We start from the raw sequence: 18,187 nt of genomic DNA, 5'->3' as shown, positions 1-18,187 counted from the left end.
ATGCGTAAAATCACTCGTCGTTCCTTCCTGACTGCTGCCGCTGCCTGCGGTGCAGCAGCTGCTCTTTCTGCCTGCGGCGGTTCTTCCTCCGCATCTTCTGCGGCAGCGTCCTCCACGGCCGCTTCTGCATCGGTTGCTGCCGCCGCTAACGGCGAAAAGTTCACCGTTGGCATCTGCCAGCTGGTGCAGCACGCTGCACTGGATGCCGCTACGCAGGGCTTTGAGGATGCTCTGACCGCTTCCTTTGGCGAGAACGTCACCTTCGACTTCCAGAATGCACAGGGCGATTCCGCTACCTGTGCCACCATTGCCAACGGCTTTGTTTCCTCCGGCGTGGCACTGATCATGGCAAATGCTACCCCTGCTCTGCAGGCTGCACAGGCCGCTACCAACACCATCCCCATTCTGGGCACCTCCGTTACCGAGTACGGCGTGGCACTGGGTCTGGATAACTTCTCCGGCACCGTGGGCGGCAACGTCTCCGGCACCTCCGATCTGGCACCGCTGGATCAGCAGGCAGACATGATCGTGGAGTGGATGCCCGAGGTCAAGAAGGTTGGCCTGCTGTACTGCTCTGCCGAGGCGAACAGCCAGTATCAGGTAGACGAAGTGCAGAAGTATCTGGAGGCTAAGGGCGTAACTGCTACCCAGTACGCTTTCTCGGATTCCAACGATCTGTCCTCTGTCTGCCAGAAGGCTGCAGACGAGAACGATGCACTGTATGTGCCTACTGATAACACTGTTGCCGCCAATACCGGCATCGTGGACGGCATCTGCCGCCCGGCTAAGAAGCCTGTGTTCGCCGGTGAGGAGGGCATTTGCTCCGGCTGTGGCGTGGCTACCCTGTCCATCAGCTACTATGATCTGGGCTACACCACCGGTGAGATGGCAGTCAAGATCCTGAACGGTGAGAGCGACATCTCCACCATGCCCATCGAGTACACCGATGTGACCAAAAAGTACAACAAGGCTGTCTGCGATGACCTTGGCCTGACCGCACCGGAAGGCTATGTAGAGATCGAAGCCTGATAACAGCAAAACCGGAACAATATAAAAATAGCGGAGAAGAGTGAATTCTTGCTCTTCTCCGCTTTCCCGTATCAAAGCGGGAGATAAAAAGTGTAATGTTTAGGAGGAAATTGTTTTGGAGATCATTGCAAGACTTGCAAACCTGCCGGGCGCTTTACCGGGTGCCTGTGCGCAGGGGCTTATCTGGGGTATCATGGCCATTGGCGTGTACCTGACCTACCGCATTCTGGATGTAGCCGACCTGACCGTGGACGGTAGCTTTGGCACCGGCGGCGCAGTGTGCGTCATGTGCCTGCTTTCCGGCATGAACGTCTGGGCAGCATTGCTGATGGCTGTGCTGGCCGGCCTTGCTACCGGCCTTGTCACTGGCCTGTTGCACACCTTTATGGGCATTCCCGCCATTCTGGCCGGTATTCTGACCCAGCTGGCACTGTATTCCATCAACCTGAAGATCATGGGCAAGGCCAACCAGTCCATCAACGTGGATAAGTACGGCTTGCTCATCTCCCTGCGCTGGGTCAAGGAATTTGCCCTGCACAACCCCATCATCATGGTCATCCTTGTTACGGTGGTTGTTATCGGGGTGCTGTACTGGTTCTTCGGTACGGAGCTGGGCTGCGGCATCCGCGCTACCGGCTCTAACCCTGCCATGTCCCGCGCACAGGGCATCAACACCAACTTCAACATCGTGCTGGGTCTGGCCGTTTCCAATGCGCTGGTGGCACTGTCCGGTGCGCTGCTCAGCCAGTATCAGGGCTTTGCAGACGTCGGCATGGGACGCGGTGCTATCGTCATCGGACTGGCTGCCGTCATTATTGGCGAGGCCGTGTTTGGTCGCATCTTCCATAACTTTGCCCTCAAGATGGCCTCTGTTTCCATCGGCGCGATCATCTATTATATCGTCATTCAGCTGGTGCTGACACTGGGCTTTGACGCAAATCTGCTCAAGCTGCTGAGTGCCTCTGTGGTGGCAGTGTTCCTTGCTGTGCCGTACTGGAAGGGCAAATACTTCTCGAAGCCGGTCAAAAAGGCAAAGGAGGGCTCAAAAAATGCTTGAGATCCAAAATGTTTCCAAAACCTTCAATGCAGGCACGGTGAACCAGAAAACCGCCCTGAACGGGTTGAACCTGAAGCTGAACGAGGGCGATTTCGTAACCGTCATCGGCGGCAACGGTGCAGGTAAATCCACCATGCTGAATGCCGTTGCCGGTGTATGGCCGGTGGACGAGGGCAAGATTTTGATCGACGGCGTGGACGTCACCCGCCTGAGCGAGCATCAGCGTGCCGCCTACATTGGCCGCGTGTTTCAGGACCCCATGACCGGCACCGCCGCTACCATGCAGATCGAGGAAAATCTGGCGCTGGCAGCCCGGCGCGGCAAGCGCCGCACCCTGCGCATCGGCATCACCAAGGCCGAGCGGGAGCAGTACCGTGAGCTGCTCAAGACTCTTGATCTTGGCCTTGAGGATCGCCTGACCGCCCGCGTGGGGCTTCTTTCCGGCGGTCAGCGGCAGGCGTTGACTTTGCTGATGGCTACCATGAACAAGCCCAAACTCCTGCTGCTGGACGAGCACACCGCCGCACTGGACCCCAAAACGGCACTGAAGGTGCTTACCCTTTCGGCACGCATCGTGGAGGAGAACCATCTGACCACCATGATGATCACCCACAACATGAAGGATGCCATCAAGTACGGCAACCGCCTGATTATGATGCACGAGGGCCATATCATCTACGACGTGGCAGGGGAAGAGAAGCAGAAGCTGCACGTCTCCGACCTGCTGGCAAAGTTCCAGATCGCCAGCGGCGGCGAGTTTGCCAACGACCGCATGATTTTGTCCAACTAAACTGAAACAAAAGGGTGTTTCATCCGCTTATGGTTGGAACGCCCTTTTTCTGTGTCCCGCGATTGCAATGCAAAAAACAGGCTCCCCGCCAAATGGCAGGGAGCCTGTTTTTGTATGCGGCTTACCGCTTGATATCGTAGTTCATGTTCATCAGGTTGCGGATGGTGCTCACATCATCGGTGATGTTGGCGTCGCCGTGGATGGTGTGCTTGATGGCGCTGCTGGCTACCGCAAAGTTGATCATATCCATGGCCTTGTAGTTGTGCAGCATGGCGTAGATCAGGCCGCTGGCAAAGGCGTCGCCGCCACCCACGCGATCCAGAATGTTAAAGGTGTACAGCTTGCTCTCGAAGGTATGACCCTCGTACCACATAAAGGCCTTCAGGCTGTTTTCGCTGCCGCTGTGGGCGTAGCGCACATGGCGGGCGATGCACTTCAAGTTAGGGTAGCGCTCGATAAACCGCTGGAAGATCTCGTCCTGCTGCTCGTAGCTGGGCTGCAGGGGCACGCCGTCCTTCCAGTCGCCCTTGCTGTGGTCGTTTTCGTCCTTCCACAGGTGGTAGGGCTCAATGCCCATCAGAACGTCCACATAGGGCAGACACTCGGTGCAGAAGTCCCGTGCTTCCTCCCAAGTCCACAGGGTGGAGCGGAAGTTGCCGTCAAAGCTCACGGTCAGGCCCTTCTTCTTGGCAACCTTCAGCATATCAAGGATCAGGCTGCGGCAGTTGGGTGCCAGTGCCGGGGTAATGCCGCTGAGGTGCAGCCAGTCGTAGCCGTCCAGCAGAGCGTCCAGATCTACCTGAGAAAAATCGTACTCGGTAATGGCGCTGTGCTTACGGTCGTAGATGACCTTGGAAGCGCGGATGCCGTAGCCGGTCTCCAGATAATAAGTACCCAGACGGTTAGAGGGGGTCTCGTCCGGCTCGGTCAGGATCATGGGGGTGCAGTGCACATCGTTGGAGCGCAGCCAGCGCACAGCGCTTTTGCCCAGACTGTTGTTGGGCACTACGCTGAAGAAAGTGCTGTCTACGCCAAGGTTTGCCAGCGCCAGCGCAATGTTGGCCTCGCTGCCGCCGTAACTGGCCTCAAAGCCGGATGCCATGCGGATCTTTTCGTAGTTCGGCGGGGTCAGGCGCAGCATGATCTCACCACAGGTGATGAACTTCTGGCCATTGGGTTCGCTGCCAAGGATCGGATTGAAATGTTCCATAACGCTCCTCCTGATAACATTGCGGACACTCGCAACTATTAACACATCGTTGTATCCATTATAGTGCGTTCCCGGACAGAATGCAAGAGTTTGCACGCGCAAGCAAGAGAAAATAAAACCGAAAATTTGGTAAAGTTGCCGAAAAAACTGCTCTGCCGCAGAATTATACCCCGGTCAGGTCAAAGCTGGGGGTGTATTCCTCCTTGGCGCTGCTCTTCTGCTGCATATAGCCCTGCACAAGCCCCTTGTCCATGGCGTAGTTCACCACCCGGCGGTATTCATAGGTGGTGATGCGCCGCCCGATGCCGTGCTCTGCGGCCTTGTAGAAGGGGGTATACTGGCTCATGACACTGGGCAGAAAGCACCCGGGGTCGGCGTCGTTCCACGCAGCCATCTGGTCCAGCACAGCAAAGCTGTCCTCCACATGACCCGGCAACGCCAGATGCCGCAGGATGACCCCCTTTTGCAGGATGCCGTCTGCATCGAACACCGGGTGCCCGGCCTGCGCCATCATGGCCTCGATGGCGGGCTTTGCCTGTGCAAAATAGTCCGGCGCGGCGGAAAGCTCTGCGGAAAGGGCAGAGGACACATATTTTAAATCAGCCAGCCAGATGTCAATGTACCCGCGCCATGCCTCCACGCTTTCCAACGTCTCGTAGCCGCCGGTGTTGCACACGATGGGCAGCCGCAGCCCCTTGGCGCGGGCAAGATCCAGCGCGGCAATGATCCACGGCTGCCACTGCCCCGGGGTGACCAGATTGATGTTGTGCGCGCCCTGCGCCTGTAGATCCAAAAAGATCTCAGCCAGATGCTCCACGGTGATCTCTTTGCCCAGCCCCTCGGCACTGATGGGGTAGTTCTGGCAGAAGCAGCACTTCAGGGTGCAGCCGGAAAAGAACACCGTGCCGCTGCCCCTTGTGCCGCTGATGCAGGGCTCCTCCCAATGGTGCAGGGCAGCGCGGGCAGCTTTTAGCGTAGCGCCTGCCCCGCAGAAGCCGGTGCGCCCGGCGGCACGGTCGGCACCGCAGCGGCGGGGGCAGAGGGTACAGCGAGTGGGAACGGAAATGGTTTTCGGCATAATATCCAAAGTCCTTTGCTTAAAATTTTCGTATTCAGTATACCACTTTTGGTGCCATTCGTGCTATACTGAAATACAGAGAAACGATAATACAAAAAACGCAACATCTTTGCAGGGCAAGGAATGCGTTACGATGGAGGAAGCCATGCGCACCGAAACCGATGAGATCCGCGATAATCTGAAATATCTGACCCTGCTGGCCAGAGATTACCCTTCGCAGGCGGCAGCTGCCAGCGAGATCATCAGCACGCAGGCGCTGCTCAAGCTGCCCAAGGGCACCGAGCATTTCATGAGCGACCTGCACGGCGAAAACGAGGCCTTTGTGCACATCCTGAACTCCGCTTCCGGTGTCATCCGGGAAAAGGTGGATGCCGTGCTGGGTGACACCATGCCGGAGGCAGCCCGTGCAGAGCTTGCCACCCTGATCTACTATCCCACCGAAAAACTGCCCCAGCTCAAGGCGCGATGCACCACCGAGGATGCATTGGAGCAGTGGTATACCCAGACCCTTCTCCAGCTGATCGATATCTGCCGTCTGGTGTCCTCCAAGCACACCCGCGACCATGTGCGCCGTTGTTTGCCCTCCAGCTGCGGCTATATTCTGGACGAGCTGCTCCATGCCCACTTTGAGGATCACGATAAAGACCTGTATTACGGCCAGATCGTGGGCAGCATCATCGAGAACGGCCGCGCCGACCGCTTTATCGTGCGCCTGTGTGAACTCATCAAGCATCTGGCGGTGGATAAGCTGCATATTGTGGGCGACCTGTTTGACCGCGGCCCCCGCCCGGACATTATTCTGGATCTGTTGATGCGACACCATAACGTGGATATCCAGTGGGGCAACCATGACGTGGTATGGATGGGTGCTGCCGCCGGAAGTCCTATCTGCATCTGCACCGTACTTAAGACCACGCTTGCCTACCACAACCACGGGATGCTGGAGGATTGCTACGGCATCAATCTGCGGCACTTGCAGCGCATGGCAGAGCAATTCTACGGCGAGGATGACCTTTCCATCTGGATGCCCCACACGGACGCCGCCCGCGGCCCCTATACGGAGGGGATGCTCCACCGCTGCGCTGTGATGCACAAGGCCATCTCCATCCTCATGTTCAAGCTGGAGTGTCAGGTCATCGACCGCAACCCGGATTTCCAGATGCAGGGGCGGGATTATCTGCGCCGCATCGACTGGGACGCCCACACCGTGCAGATAGGGGAGAAGCGCTACCCCCTGCGGGACACCTCCTTCCCCACGGTAGACCCGGCAGACCCTGCAAAGCTGAACCCGGACGAGGAGCTGGTGCTGCGCAAGCTGGTACAGTCCTTCCGTCAGAGCGAAAGATTGCAGCAGCACATTGAATTTTTGTATGCCAAGGGCAGCGTGTACCACATTGAAAACGGCAATCTGCTCTACCACGGCGCTGTGCCCATGAACACGAAGGGTGGCTTTGCAGTAGAACACTTCGAGGGACGCCGCTACTCCGGCCGTGCCCTGATGGATTACTGTGACGCCCGCGCCCGCCGGGGCTACTACGGGGCGGAGGGCAGCGCCGCCCGCCAGAGCGGACAGGATTTTCTATGGTATCTGTGGTGCGGCAAGCTTTCGCCGCTGTTTGGCCGCAGCGCCATGACCACCTTTGAGCGGCTGTATATCGCAGACCCCGCCACCCATACGGAGGTCAAGGACCCCTATTATAGCTGGTACAACGACGAAGCTGCCTGCCGCCGCATTCTGGCAGAGTTCGGTCTGCCGGGCACGAGCCATATCGTCAACGGCCATGTGCCGGTGCAGGAGAAAAACGGCGAGAGCCCCATCAAAGGCGGGGGACGGCTGGTGGTCATTGACGGCGGGTTCTGCCGCGCCTACCACGAAAAGACCGGCATTGCCGGGTATACGCTGGTGTATTCCAGCCGCACCATGTCCCTGCGCACCCATCAGCCCTTTGAAAGCGTAGAAAAGGCGGTGCGGGAGAATTTGGACATCCTGTCCCAGAAGAACATTCTGGAGACTGAAAATCATCGCATCCTCGTGGAAGATACGGACGAGGGCGAGGTGCTGCGGGAACGCGTGCACGACCTCAAGCAGCTGGTAACGGCCTATCAGCTGGGCTGGATCCCGGAAGCGCGGTGCGAGGATCACGTTTGGTGATATCGCCAAAGGGTAAAATTCGGGCCAGCCTTGGTCAAAATTGATGAAATTTTAATAAATTTTTGGAATATCCGCGTGTAATCTGGGCAAAACAGAAAATAATGAAACAGATACAAATCGGGCTTTGCTTTTTTGTGGAAGTAGTGTATAATAGGATAGTTATAAATCTGCCCCGGTGTTGGTAAATCTGTACACCCTGGCGGTACAAGTAACGAAATGGAATGCTTTCAGTAGCCTTAACAGGCCTGTGACACAGGCCTTTGACAAGGAGATCATAAAAGTGGAGAAATTTGTTATTACCGGCGGTAAGCCCCTGCACGGAGAAGTGACTATTTCCGGCGCAAAAAATGCGGCTGTGGGTATTCTGCCTGCTACCATTCTGGCAGCGGATGTCTGCGTGATCGAAAATCTGCCCGATATCAGCGATGTGTCGGTCAGCCTCAAGATCCTGAGTACTCTTGGTGCACAGGTGAAGATGCTCAACCGCAACACCTACGAGATCGATACACGGCATCTGGTCACCACCAATGTCCCGGACGATCTGTCCCGTCAGATGCGCGCCAGCTACTACTTCCTCGGCGCGCTGCTCTCCCGTTTCGGCAAGGCACAGGTGGCTATGCCCGGCGGCTGCAATCTGGGCCCCCGCCCCATCGACCAGCACCTGAAGGTGTTCAGCGCGCTGGGCGCAGAGGACAGCGTGGACTACGGCATGATCACCGTGCGCTCCAAGCAGGAGCTGACCGGTGCCCATATCTTCTTTGATAAGGTCAGCGTGGGCGCTACCATGAACGGTATGCTCTCTGCGGTCATGGCCAAGGGTCAGACCATTCTGGAAAACTGCGCCAAGGAGCCCCATGTGGTGGATCTGGCAAACTTTTTGAATATGTGCGGCGCAGACGTGCGCGGTGCCGGTACGGATGTCATCAAGGTGCGCGGCGTGGAAAAGATGCACGGCTGCACTTACAGTATCATCCCGGATCAGATCGAAGCCGGCAGCTACATGGTGGCTGCCGCTGCCACCGGCGGCGATGTGCTCATCAAGAACGTCACCCCCAAGCACTTGGAGCCCATCACGGCCAAGCTGCGCCGTGCAGGGATCACTGTGGAAGAATTTGACGATGCAGTGCGGGTATCCCGCACCGGCGATATTCTGCCGCTGAAGATCAACACCATGCCGCACCCCGGTTTCCCCACCGATATGCAGCCCCTGATGGGTGTGCTGCTGAGCGTGGCCAAGGGCACCAGCACCATCACCGAGAGCGTGTGGGACAACCGCTTCCGCTATGTGGATGAGCTGCGCAAGATGGGTGCCAGCGTACAGGTGGACGGTCAGGTGGCCGTATTTGAAGGAGTGGAAAAGCTCAGCCCCGCCCCGCTGCGCGCCTCCGACCTGCGTGCCGGTGCTGCTATGGTGGTGGCCGCTTTGATGGCCGATGGCACCAGCGAGATCGAGGAGATCGGCCATATCGAGCGCGGCTACGAGAATATTGTGGAAAAGCTGCGCGGTCTGGGTGCAGAGATCAGCAAGGTGGAGCGGATGCCCGCCGCGCTGGAACAGGCCCTTTAACACAAACAAAAAACAAACAGCCTGCCGTAAGTTCTGTGCGGCGGGCTGTTTTCAGGTTTTAACATAAGAGGTTTTCATGGCAGAGTTCATTTCATTGTATTCCGGTTCTTCCGGCAACAGCAGCGTGGTGCGCTGCGGTGCGCAGTACCTCATCGTGGATATGGGCAAGGGGGTGCGCACCACCACGGCAGCGCTCAAATCGCTGGGGCTTGCCATCAGCGATTGCGCGGGCATCCTTGTCACCCACGAGCACAGCGACCACGTCAAGGGGCTTTCCACCTTCCTGAAAAAGAACCCGCTGCCGGTGTACGGTGCAGCGGCTACGCTGGATTTTCTGGACGCCAACGATATCGTGCCCGCCAACTGTGAGCTGAATGCGTTGGAGGGCAGGGAAGAGGACATCGGCTGCTTTGGGGTGCAGTCTTTCCCCACCAGCCACGATGTACCCTGCGTGGGCTACCGCATCCACACCCCGGACGATAAGACCATGACCATCGCCACCGACCTTGGTACTCTGACCCCGCCGGTGCACGAGGCGCTTTCCGGCTGCGACCTTGTGGCGCTGGAAAGCAACTACGACCTGCACATGCTGCGCAGCGGGCCCTACCCCTACTATCTGCGCGCCCGCATCGAGAGCGTGCGGGGACATCTTTCCAACGATGAATGCTCCGCAAAGCTTCTGGAACTGATCCAGAGCGGCTGCAAAAAGTTTGCCCTGTGCCATCTCTCGCAGGAGAATAACACACCCGCTCTTGCTTTGCAGACCGTGTTCACCACCTTGGGTGCAGCCGGTGTCGTGCCGGAAAAGGACTGCATCGTGCAGGCACAGCGCCGCAATGAGGTAAGCCCTGCATTAGAGTTCTGATTTGTCAAACAATAAAGCCATCTGCCACAGCTGATTCCAAGGGCTTTAAACCCCGGTCATGCTGCGGCAGATGGCTTTTCGTTTGCGCGGTGATTCGCACTTATTTTGCGATTGCTTCTCTCAAAAGATGTACAATTCCGGCAGAAATAAATCGACTTATTCTGCGGCCTTCTGTACCCGGATATCACTGCCTAAGAACTGGATCTGCACAAAGGCTGCAAGGCGGCTGGAGATCTTCTCTGTATACAGCTTTTCCAGCAGCGTACCGTCCGTGATGTTGGTGGTGACGATGGTGGGCAGCTTTGCGCCCAAGCGGTTATTCAGCAGGCTGTATAGATTGGTCAGGAAGAAGCTGGAGTTGAATTCCGTGCCCAAATCGTCCAAGATCAGCAGATCGGCGTTGCAGGCAGTCTGGAACAAGGTCTCCTCCTCGCCGCCGGGGTCTGTGCCGAAATGCAGCGCCTCCAGCTTGCCGAAAAAGTCCGGGCAGGAGACATAGATCACATCGTAGTTCTGCCGCAGCACCTCCCCGGCAATGGCAAGGGCGGCATGGGTCTTGCCCAGCCCTGCGTTGCCTACCAGCAGCAGGCTTTCGCGGGTGGCAGGGGAGAAGTCCGCGGCGTAATCCCGCAGGTCGGCCAGAACCTCGGCCATGTAGCTGCGCACGCTCTCACCCAGCGCCTTGTCCACCGTGTTGGGGTAGTAGTCCAGCTGCATGGTGTCAAAGCTGGAGATGGACAGGCTGGACAGCTCCTCGATCTCCTTCCGGCGCAGTTGCTGCATCACCCGGCGCACACAGTCGCAGGTGTGGCCGTCCACCGCGCCGGTGTCCTCGCACCGCTTGCAGGTGAACTTCGGCTCCAGCGCATCCGCAGGGCGTCCGCTCTCAGCCAGTAGGGTAGTCAGCTTCTGCTTTGCCGCCGCAAGGGCAGCGGCGGTCTCGGTGCGGTCCTTGCCGGAAGCTCCGGCAATGGCGCAGCGAATGCCCCGCACCCGCACCTCCTCCTCGGCGTGGCGCAGCCCGGGGATGGCGGCCTCGGCTTCGGCCTGTGCATCCTGCGCCAAAGCGCGAGCGGTCTGCCGCCGCATGGCTACGGTGCGCAATGCCTGCTGATATAATTCGTTTTTGGTACGCATAAAGGCTCCTTACTCCGGCTTCTTAATAAGAGAACGGCGGCGGGTGGCGTTTTTCAGGATATCGTTTCCGCTGGGCGTGTCGCGGTCCACCCGGATATTCCGGCTGGCACCGGCTGCGGCCACAGGGCCGCGCACATCATGGATGTTGCGCAGACCCTTGGCGTTCCATGTTTTCAGGATGCTGTTCCAGTACCACAGATCCCGCTTGGGACCAGCCTGTACGGCGGCTTCCTGTACCATGGCGTCATCGTAGCCGTACACCTCGTACCAGCGCGCAATGGCCTTGCGCCCGCCCAGCGTCAGCTCCTCGGGGGAGATCTGCAGCAGGCCGCTGACATACTCCTCGCGGCTCTGGCGCAGCGCCAGCAGCTTTAAGTGGGCGTCAGCCTGTTCGCCGGTCTCCACGCCCTCGGCACGCCAGACCTTCAGTTCGTGGGTCACGGCGGCTAGGGTGCGCTTGCCCCGGCTGGCCACATAGGCCACACAGAGCATCACGGTCTCGGGTGCAAAGCCCTCCTGCACATACAGGTTTACCAGCTTTTCCATCTCGGTGTGGGTCAGCGGACGGGCAAAGCTGGTCTGTGCGCAGTCGATCAGGCTGGAGATCATAGGGTCGGTGCGGCTGGCAGCGGCGATCTCCGCCCAGCGCATGGGGGCAGGGGCGCTGGGCTCTGCGCCCGGCGCGGCGTTTTCCTCGTAGCGTTCCAAAAGCCCTGCACCTGCCCAGAAGGCCAGCGCGCTCTCAGCGCTGATGCGGCTGCGCAGCTTGAGGTCGGCGCAGATCTTGTCCGAGTCGGTCACGCCGGTAGCCAGCACATACAGCGCCACCCGCACATTGTATTCTTCGGCAATGCCCAGCTTAGAGAACACCAGCTGCGGCACGGCGATGGTATCGCCTTTCAGTTCTTTCAAACGGTAGATCATGGTTTCCTCGTTCGGTTTATTCGTTGGCAGGATCCGGCTCGGCAGGCGGCTCCCAAGGGTCGCAGTCCATCATGTCCGGGCAGTTGTTCCAGCGCTCCGGCGCGGCATCGTAGGCGTCTTTCAGATACTGCGCGGCGGCGGCACGCCCTTCGTCCGTAAGCGGAAATACCTCCCGGCGGCGCAGGGCGGGGTCGGTCTTGTCGATCGTCCAAGGCGCGGGCCAGTAGTCCACGGTGAGAATTTTCTCCTCTTTGGTGGCATCCGCGCCGCCGTCCGGGTCCGGCACGGTGCGCTTGCCCGGCGTAAGCCGGTAGCGCAGCCCGGCCTCGTTGCCGCTGTAATCATTCTTGCACAAAAAGTAGTGCAGCAGGGGAACAAAGATCATGGTGCAGCTCGTCCTTTCCGGCAAAAGGCGCGGCCTTTTGCGCAATCAATTCTATTATAAAGCCGCTGGGCTAAAATGCAATAACTTTTTGTGAAACTCCCTGCAAAAGCTGCCCCGCTTACAGGAAATCCGGCCTTGACAGCACCGCAGAAATATGGTAGAATATTGCCTGTTGCAGCAGATGTGCAATGTGCTACTGTGGCTCAGCTGGTAGAGCAGCTCACTCGTAATGAGCAGGTCGCCTGTTCGAATCAGGTCAGTAGCTCCAAAAAGAAACCCCCGAAAGTTGGCTTGTGAAGCCGATTTTCGGGGGTTTTTGTTTGTACGGCAGGGGATGGGAAAGTGGGCGATTGTGCCTTAATTACCCCTGTTTATCTGGAAATTGCTTTATTTAGTGGCGCAAAAGACGGCGCAATAATAGCACAGTGCATTTCTACATCGTGCTAAAAATGGGCAAACAAAAACCACGGTGCGCGTGCATCGTGGTTCAATCGTCAACGTAGTTATCTACATCTGGCCATTCGGTCATATTTTCGCTTTCTTTTTCCAGCTTTTTGATTTCAGCTGCAAGTTCTTCCGGTGTTTTACCAGAAGGCGTGTATTCTTTCATTTGATTTCACTCCATTCGATTCCGTACCAGCGTTTCCCATTTTTTGTTGGTTTCAATACGCGGGCATCATAAATCTTTCCATTGCGCAATGTAATAGGATCGTCTTTTTCGATAAATCTTACTTTGATCATATCGCCTGTACGCATTGAGGTTCGGTTTCTGATAAGGTGATAAGACATTCTGGCTTGTTGCAAACTCATTTCGTTTGCACCGCCGGGAAGGTTGGGCTCGAAAAGCTGCACAGGGTCATTTTCCCAACCACAGACATCACAGATGTCATATTCTGCAACATGGGTCTTGCCGCATACTGGGCAGGGAATCGTTTCTGCCACGATTGTGCCTCTCCATTTTTATTATATAAAAGATACTCCCACACTGCTCCCGAAGGCAGTGCGGTGTACCCTTGCGGATGCACAGGAAGTATCTTATGCAATGAGTATAGCGCCGGACGCTGTAAAATACAATGGAAAATTCGGAATGATCTTATTTTGTATGCGGTGGCATGACCGCCTTGATGTGGGGTTGCTTCTGCGGTATACTGGGGCAGAAGGAAGGCGATGAAAATGGATTTTTCTGAAATTGCAGCGATCGTGGCTATTATTGGAGCCGTTGTATCTCCGGTAGCAACGACATATCTGAACAACAAACACGCAGAAAAAATGAGACAACTGGAATACGAACATCAGGACAAGATAGAAAAACAGCAGCACGATCGTGAGATCTATGAAGGGTACATTCGTGCGGCGGGGGCTTGTGTTCAGGCTGCCAACACAGACGCTCTTCAAGAATTTGGAAAACATTCTGCGCTGGCAATGTACTATGTCGCAGAAGATGTTCGACAAGATATGATGAGACTGGAAAAGATCAATCGATACTCAGATGAACGGACACAGCGTGTTGAACTTTTGAATCAGATCATCGGTAAACTGCGGGAGTTGCGGACAGCAGATCTCGGATCAAGACAATGACAGTGTATATCCACGCCCTCCACGAGGAGGGCGACTGAAAATCGTCCTTGTCGAACCACCCGGCAGGCTCATTTCTATCCACGTCCTCCGCGAGGAGGGCGACGGCCACTGCTGCCGCTTTGCTTCTGCTGGTCTTATTTCTATCCACGCCCTCCGCGAGGAGGGCGACTCAGCATTCCGGGACTTATCGACCATCATTAACAGATTTCTATCCACGCCCTCCGCGAGGAGGGCGACCCGGAGGGCATCGGTTTCCTCGTGCAAGGCGTCCAATTTCTATCCACGCCCTCCGCGAGGAGGGCGACAGCCATCCGTGCCGGTGGCCATGGTGCCGCTCCATCCGTATTTCTATCCACGCCCTCCGCGAGGAGGGCGACCCTGCGAGAACCCGCTGGATGTGCTGCACTACTACATTTCTATCCACGCCCTCCGCGAGGAGGGCGACCTGGGCGGGGGTCAAGTGCGCTTGCACGCTCTTCAATTTCTATCCACGCCCTCCGCGAGGAGGGCGACGGAGCTGCACCCGACCAAGACCAAGATCGTCAGGCTATTTCTATCCACGCCCTCCGCGAGGAGGGCGACTCCAGCGGGGTATCCAGAGCGGGAACCCATTTCAATTTCTATCCACGCCCTCCGCGAGGAGGGCGACTACACCCGCACCGCCGTCAATGTCACCGCAGAAGATTTCTATCCACGCCCTCCGCGAGGAGGGCGACGCCGCCAATATTATTCTTATCATGATTAACCACATCATTTCTATCCACGCCCTCCGCGAGGAGGGCGACCGCATTGCATTTGGGGTCTAAACCTCAGTGAAACAATTTCTATCCACGCCCTCCGCGAGGAGGGCGACCTTCCCATGGCTGGTACAGCTGATAAGGAAGACCATATTTCTATCCACGCCCTCCGCGAGGAGGGCGACGTATAATATAGGTGTAAGAATCGTACACTTATATCAATTTCTATCCACGCCCTCCGCGAGGAGGGCGACCGTAGGCGTGTGCAGGCCGGTCAGGGAGTGCAGGCAATTTCTATCCACGCCCTCCGCGAGGAGGGCGACCGGGACGGCCACACCGGAGATAATCCGGCAAGAGTATTTCTATCCACGCCCTCCGCGAGGAGGGCGACCGGGACGGCCACACCGGAGATAATCCGGCAAGAGTATTTCTATCCACGCCCTCCGCGAGGAGGGCGACGATAAAAAATCAACCCTTTTGCCTGAAATTGATTATTTCTATCCACGCCCTCCGCGAGGAGGGCGACGCAGGCAGGGCAAACGGCGGGGATACGACTTTGGGAATTTCTATCCACGCCCTCCGCGAGGAGGGCGACCGTCGGAAGTCTGACCGGTTGGCTTCTATCCAGCAAATTTCTATCCACGCCCTCCGCGAGGAGGGCGACCCAAGCTACAACATAAGGGGGTTAGGCGTAAGGATATTTCTATCCACGCCCTCCGCGAGGAGGGCGACGAGCTGAACAAAGCTGAAGAAAAAGAACCAACAAAAATTTCTATCCACGCCCTCCGCGAGGAGGGCGACCAGTTTGCGAATCTGGGAGAGCAGCCAGTCAAAAAATTTCTATCCACGCCCTCCGCGAGGAGGGCGACCCTTGTCCAGTCCGTCACGATACCCAGCCCAATAAATTTCTATCCACGCCCTCCGCGAGGAGGGCGACGCTGCGGCAGCACGGGCGGGCTGCTGTCAGCGGTATTTCTATCCACGCCCTCCGCGAGGAGGGCGACAGGGGGGGAATTTAAGTTGTATTGAGTTGTATTCATTTCTATCCACGCCCTCCGCGAGGAGGGCGACTCAGGCTCATGAGAGTCGGTATAGAGATAAAGGATTTCTATCCACGCCCTCCGCGAGGAGGGCGACCTGCGTGCTTGCACCTGTGTTCCGGGAAATTTTTCATTTCTATCCACGCCCTCCGCGAGGAGGGCGACACTTTCGTTTGGCTTGCTGGATTTCCTGCGAAATCATTTCTATCCACGCCCTCCGCGAGGAGGGCGACGTGAGCACATCGCCCATGGTCTTGCGGCCATAAGCATTTCTATCCACGCCCTCCGCGAGGAGGGCGACGTATGGTTATATTATAATCCAACTGCATCCAACTGTATTTCTATCCACGCCCTCCGCGAGGAGGGCGACCCCGCAAGCCGTGGGAGGGCTAAGTTATGACCAACACATTTCTATCCACGCCCTCCGCGAGGAGGGCGACACACGCAGGGTAGCATGGATGACTTTGCCGTGATATTTCTATCCACGCCCTCCGCGAGGAGGGCGACATGGCGCAGACCCCTACAAAAATTGTACCCATACAAATTTCTATCCACGCCCTCCGCGAGGAGGGCGACAAAGCAGGCGGCGACCCAATCGAAGCCCATCAATGTATTTCTATCCACGCCCTCCGCGAGGAGGGCGACGTGCGGCACAACAGCTGGGAAAGCGCTTCCAGCGTATTTCTATCCACGCCCTCCGCGAGGAGGGCGACGCTACGATGACAAGCACCGGGAACGCGGCAAGAAATTTCTATCCACGCCCTCCGCGAGGAGGGCGACCGGAAGTGTAAGAAAGGAGCTGATAACACTTGACATTTCTATCCACGCCCTCCGCGAGGAGGGCGACAAAGCAGGCGGCGACCCAATCGAAGCCCATCAATGTATTTCTATCCACGCCCTCCGCGAGGAGGGCGACGTGCGGCACAACAGCTGGGAAAGCGCTTCCAGCGTATTTCTATCCACGCCCTCCGCGAGGAGGGCGACGCTACGATGACAAGCACCGGGAACGCGGCAAGAAATTTCTATCCACGCCCTCCGCGAGGAGGGCGACCGGAAGTGTAAGAAAGGAGCTGATAACACTTGACATTTCTATCCACGCCCTCCGCGAGGAGGGCGACGGTAAACGATGAGGTAGATCGCCTGCGACGCACTATTTCTATCCACGCCCTCCGCGAGGAGGGCGACGAGTGGAAATATGGATCGATGAAATGGAGGACAAATTTCTATCCACGCCCTCCGCGAGGAGGGCGACCGCGGAATCAATGCAATATCCTTTCCCATGATGATATTTCTATCCACGCCCTCCGCGAGGAGGGCGACCCTCCGCATCCTGCCGGGCAATGTATGCCGTAGCATTTCTATCCACGCCCTCCGCGAGGAGGGCGACTTCCCGGACTTGTGGCCGTCCCTGCCGGCATGATATTTCTATCCACGCCCTCCGCGAGGAGGGCGACGGGCGCTACTCCTCGCTTATAATGTCGCCCGCTTTATTTCTATCCACGCCCTCCGCGAGGAGGGCGACGCACGTCCGAGACGCGCAGACCGGTGCGCATACAATTTCTATCCACGCCCTCCGCGAGGAGGGCGACTAGAGGACTTGCCGGAGGGATGGAGCGATGAAACATTTCTATCCACGCCCTCCGCGAGGAGGGCGACCCGCGCCCGGCCCCCACCCGGCAAAGTGGTGCTATTTCTATCCACGCCCTCCGCGAGGAGGGCGACAATCACTCCTCTTCGTCCAACATGCACATGTCAAATTTCTATCCACGCCCTCCGCGAGGAGGGCGACCGGGATGCGTGCACTTTCTGCCGCAGCATTTTGGATTTCTATCCACGCCCTCCGCGAGGAGGGCGACCGGCTGTGCAGGGTGCTGCCGTTACTGCAAGAGCATTTCTATCCACGCCCTCCGCGAGGAGGGCGACCGCCCAGTATAAGGCACTGGCGCAGCTGGTAAAAATTTCTATCCACGCCCTCCGCGAGGAGGGCGACCGTAGGCTGGATGCCGCTGCCGCCGAATGAGGTATTTCTATCCACGCCCTCCGCGAGGAGGGCGACTGCGGCACAACAGCTGGGAAAGTGCTTTTAGCGTATTTCTATCCACGCCCTCCGCGAGGAGGGCGACTTTCTTGTGGGAAAATTTTTCCCGGGTCTGAGGGAATTTCTATCCACGCCCTCCGCGAGGAGGGCGACGCTCTCTTTTCCAAGTTCGCTTTTGAAAAAGAAAGATTTCTATCCACGCCCTCCGCGAGGAGGGCGACTTTGAGCAGTAGTCAGCTAACAGATGAAGGATTCAATTTCTATCCACGCCCTCCGCGAGGAGGGCGACGCCTAGGTCTACACCCTCGACATTGCGCACAGTATTTCTATCCACGCCCTCCGCGAGGAGGGCGACAGCAGCGCGAGGATGCCGCCGACTGGTGGACAGTGGATTTCTATCCACGCCCTCCGCGAGGAGGGCGACCTTGTGCTTGGCTTGCTGGATTTCCTGCGAAATCATTTCTATCCACGCCCTCCGCGAGGAGGGCGACGCTGCGGCAGCACCGGCCGGGCTGCTGTCAGCGGTATTTCTATCCACGCCCTCCGCGAGGAGGGCGACAGCAAAAACAGAGAGAAAACCCTCTGCTTTTGTCTCATTAT

14 protein-coding genes, 1 tRNA gene and 1 CRISPR repeat array are annotated in these 18,187 nt (G+C 57.5%); of the genes, 8 read left to right on the top strand and 7 right to left on the bottom strand.

Annotated elements, in window-relative coordinates; translation table 11 throughout:
* The 3 genes from MTP39_RS08160 to MTP39_RS08150 all read left to right on the top strand — a co-directional run bounded on the left by MTP39_RS08160 (position 1) and on the right by MTP39_RS08150 (position 2,876).
* Positions 1 to 1,029: an ABC transporter substrate-binding protein gene (locus tag MTP39_RS08160; protein ID WP_249240132.1), complete on the top strand. Its 1,029-nt coding sequence runs from the start codon at positions 1 to 3 to the stop codon at positions 1,027 to 1,029.
* Positions 1,030 to 1,144: 115 nt separating this feature from the next.
* The gene (locus MTP39_RS08155; RefSeq protein WP_249240131.1) at positions 1,145 to 2,086 is read left to right on the top strand and encodes an ABC transporter permease; all 942 of its coding nucleotides are present in this window, start codon (positions 1,145 to 1,147) and stop codon (positions 2,084 to 2,086) included.
* Positions 2,079 to 2,876: an ABC transporter ATP-binding protein gene (locus MTP39_RS08150; protein WP_005925547.1), complete on the top strand. Its 798-nt coding sequence runs from the start codon at positions 2,079 to 2,081 to the stop codon at positions 2,874 to 2,876. Before MTP39_RS08155 ends, MTP39_RS08150 begins: the two co-directional genes overlap by 8 nt.
* Positions 2,877 to 2,997: 121 nt before the next feature.
* Here MTP39_RS08150 and MTP39_RS08145 read toward each other — a convergent pair whose 3' ends face one another.
* Together MTP39_RS08145 and MTP39_RS08140 are read right to left on the bottom strand one after the other, a co-directional pair.
* Positions 2,998 to 4,086, bottom strand: coding sequence for a sugar kinase (locus tag MTP39_RS08145; protein ID WP_249240130.1), 1,089 nt, complete (start codon positions 4,084 to 4,086; stop codon positions 2,998 to 3,000).
* A 163-nt stretch (positions 4,087 to 4,249) separates the two neighbouring features.
* Positions 4,250 to 5,164, bottom strand: a complete 915-nt coding sequence (locus tag MTP39_RS08140) for a 4Fe-4S cluster-binding domain-containing protein (RefSeq protein WP_249240129.1) — start codon at positions 5,162 to 5,164, stop codon at positions 4,250 to 4,252.
* 133 nt (positions 5,165 to 5,297) lie between these two features.
* Here MTP39_RS08140 and MTP39_RS08135 point away from each other — a divergent pair, with 133 nt between their 5' ends.
* From MTP39_RS08135 to MTP39_RS08125, 3 genes are all read left to right on the top strand, one after another.
* Entirely contained in the window at positions 5,298 to 7,316 is a 2,019-nt protein-coding gene (locus tag MTP39_RS08135) for a fructose-1,6-bisphosphatase (RefSeq protein WP_249240128.1), read from the top strand.
* Positions 7,317 to 7,596: 280 nt separating this feature from the next.
* Positions 7,597 to 8,883: a UDP-N-acetylglucosamine 1-carboxyvinyltransferase gene (locus tag MTP39_RS08130; RefSeq protein WP_249240127.1), complete on the top strand. Its 1,287-nt coding sequence runs from the start codon at positions 7,597 to 7,599 to the stop codon at positions 8,881 to 8,883.
* A 76-nt stretch (positions 8,884 to 8,959) separates the two neighbouring features.
* Positions 8,960 to 9,748: an MBL fold metallo-hydrolase gene (locus tag MTP39_RS08125; RefSeq protein WP_249240126.1), complete on the top strand. Its 789-nt coding sequence runs from the start codon at positions 8,960 to 8,962 to the stop codon at positions 9,746 to 9,748.
* Between the two features lie 156 nt (positions 9,749 to 9,904).
* Here the strand turns inward: MTP39_RS08125 and MTP39_RS08120 are convergent, their stop codons facing one another.
* From MTP39_RS08120 to MTP39_RS08110, 3 genes are read right to left on the bottom strand one after another with little or no spacing between them, the layout of a single operon-like run.
* Complete coding sequence (locus MTP39_RS08120; RefSeq protein ID WP_249240125.1) at positions 9,905 to 10,885, bottom strand: ATP-binding protein; 981 nt, start codon at positions 10,883 to 10,885, stop codon at positions 9,905 to 9,907.
* A gap of 9 nt (positions 10,886 to 10,894) precedes the next feature.
* Positions 10,895 to 11,809, bottom strand: coding sequence for a DnaD domain-containing protein (locus MTP39_RS08115; protein WP_249240124.1), 915 nt, complete (start codon positions 11,807 to 11,809; stop codon positions 10,895 to 10,897).
* A 16-nt stretch (positions 11,810 to 11,825) separates the two neighbouring features.
* Positions 11,826 to 12,194 carry a hypothetical protein gene (locus MTP39_RS08110; RefSeq protein WP_249240123.1) on the bottom strand — a complete coding sequence of 123 codons (369 nt, stop codon included), beginning with the start codon at positions 12,192 to 12,194 and terminating at the stop codon, positions 11,826 to 11,828.
* Positions 12,195 to 12,386: 192 nt separating this feature from the next.
* On the opposite strand from MTP39_RS08110, the gene MTP39_RS08105 reads away from it, so the two are divergent.
* A tRNA-Thr gene (locus MTP39_RS08105) sits at positions 12,387 to 12,462 on the top strand.
* Positions 12,463 to 12,681: 219 nt separating this feature from the next.
* Here the strand turns inward: MTP39_RS08105 and MTP39_RS14025 are convergent.
* Both MTP39_RS14025 and MTP39_RS08100 read right to left on the bottom strand, forming a co-directional pair.
* Positions 12,682 to 12,804, bottom strand: coding sequence for a hypothetical protein (locus MTP39_RS14025; RefSeq protein ID WP_256468808.1), 123 nt, complete (start codon positions 12,802 to 12,804; stop codon positions 12,682 to 12,684).
* A complete protein-coding gene (locus tag MTP39_RS08100) occupies positions 12,801 to 13,136 on the bottom strand; it encodes a CPCC family cysteine-rich protein (RefSeq protein WP_249240122.1) in 336 nt (111 codons plus the stop codon). Before MTP39_RS08100 ends, MTP39_RS14025 begins: the two co-directional genes overlap by 4 nt.
* Positions 13,137 to 13,367: 231 nt before the next feature.
* Here MTP39_RS08100 and MTP39_RS08095 point away from each other — a divergent pair, with 231 nt between their 5' ends.
* Positions 13,368 to 13,772 carry a hypothetical protein gene (locus tag MTP39_RS08095; protein WP_249240121.1) on the top strand — a complete coding sequence of 135 codons (405 nt, stop codon included), beginning with the start codon at positions 13,368 to 13,370 and terminating at the stop codon, positions 13,770 to 13,772.
* Between the two features lie 2 nt (positions 13,773 to 13,774).
* A CRISPR array of direct repeats spans positions 13,775 to 18,146; the repeat unit is 33 nt; unit sequence ATTTCTATCCACGCCCTCCGCGAGGAGGGCGAC.
* Between the last annotated feature and the right edge of the window lie 41 nt (positions 18,147 to 18,187).

Source organism: Faecalibacterium sp. I3-3-33 (assembly GCF_023347295.1).
Lineage (GTDB): Bacteria > Bacillota > Clostridia > Oscillospirales > Ruminococcaceae > Faecalibacterium.
Note: the sequence above shows the minus strand (reverse complement) of the source record. Positions and strands in the feature narration are given on the sequence as shown.

Excerpts from the sequence above, each read along its gene's own strand:
- MTP39_RS08160 (WP_249240132.1), top strand. The coding sequence starts at position 1 with ATGCGTAAAATCACTCGTCGTTCCTTCCTGACTGCTGCCGCTGCCTGC.
- MTP39_RS08150 (WP_005925547.1), top strand. The coding sequence starts at position 2,079 with ATGCTTGAGATCCAAAATGTTTCCAAAACCTTCAATGCAGGCACGGTG.
- MTP39_RS08145 (WP_249240130.1), bottom strand. The coding sequence starts at position 4,086 with ATGGAACATTTCAATCCGATCCTTGGCAGCGAACCCAATGGCCAGAAG.
- MTP39_RS08140 (WP_249240129.1), bottom strand. The coding sequence starts at position 5,164 with ATGCCGAAAACCATTTCCGTTCCCACTCGCTGTACCCTCTGCCCCCGC.
- MTP39_RS08135 (WP_249240128.1), top strand. The coding sequence starts at position 5,298 with ATGGAGGAAGCCATGCGCACCGAAACCGATGAGATCCGCGATAATCTG.
- MTP39_RS08125 (WP_249240126.1), top strand. The coding sequence starts at position 8,960 with ATGGCAGAGTTCATTTCATTGTATTCCGGTTCTTCCGGCAACAGCAGC.
- MTP39_RS08120 (WP_249240125.1), bottom strand. The coding sequence starts at position 10,885 with ATGCGTACCAAAAACGAATTATATCAGCAGGCATTGCGCACCGTAGCC.
- MTP39_RS08115 (WP_249240124.1), bottom strand. The coding sequence starts at position 11,809 with ATGATCTACCGTTTGAAAGAACTGAAAGGCGATACCATCGCCGTGCCG.
- MTP39_RS08110 (WP_249240123.1), bottom strand. The coding sequence starts at position 12,194 with ATGATCTTTGTTCCCCTGCTGCACTACTTTTTGTGCAAGAATGATTAC.
- MTP39_RS14025 (WP_256468808.1), bottom strand. The coding sequence starts at position 12,804 with ATGAAAGAATACACGCCTTCTGGTAAAACACCGGAAGAACTTGCAGCT.
- MTP39_RS08095 (WP_249240121.1), top strand. The coding sequence starts at position 13,368 with ATGGATTTTTCTGAAATTGCAGCGATCGTGGCTATTATTGGAGCCGTT.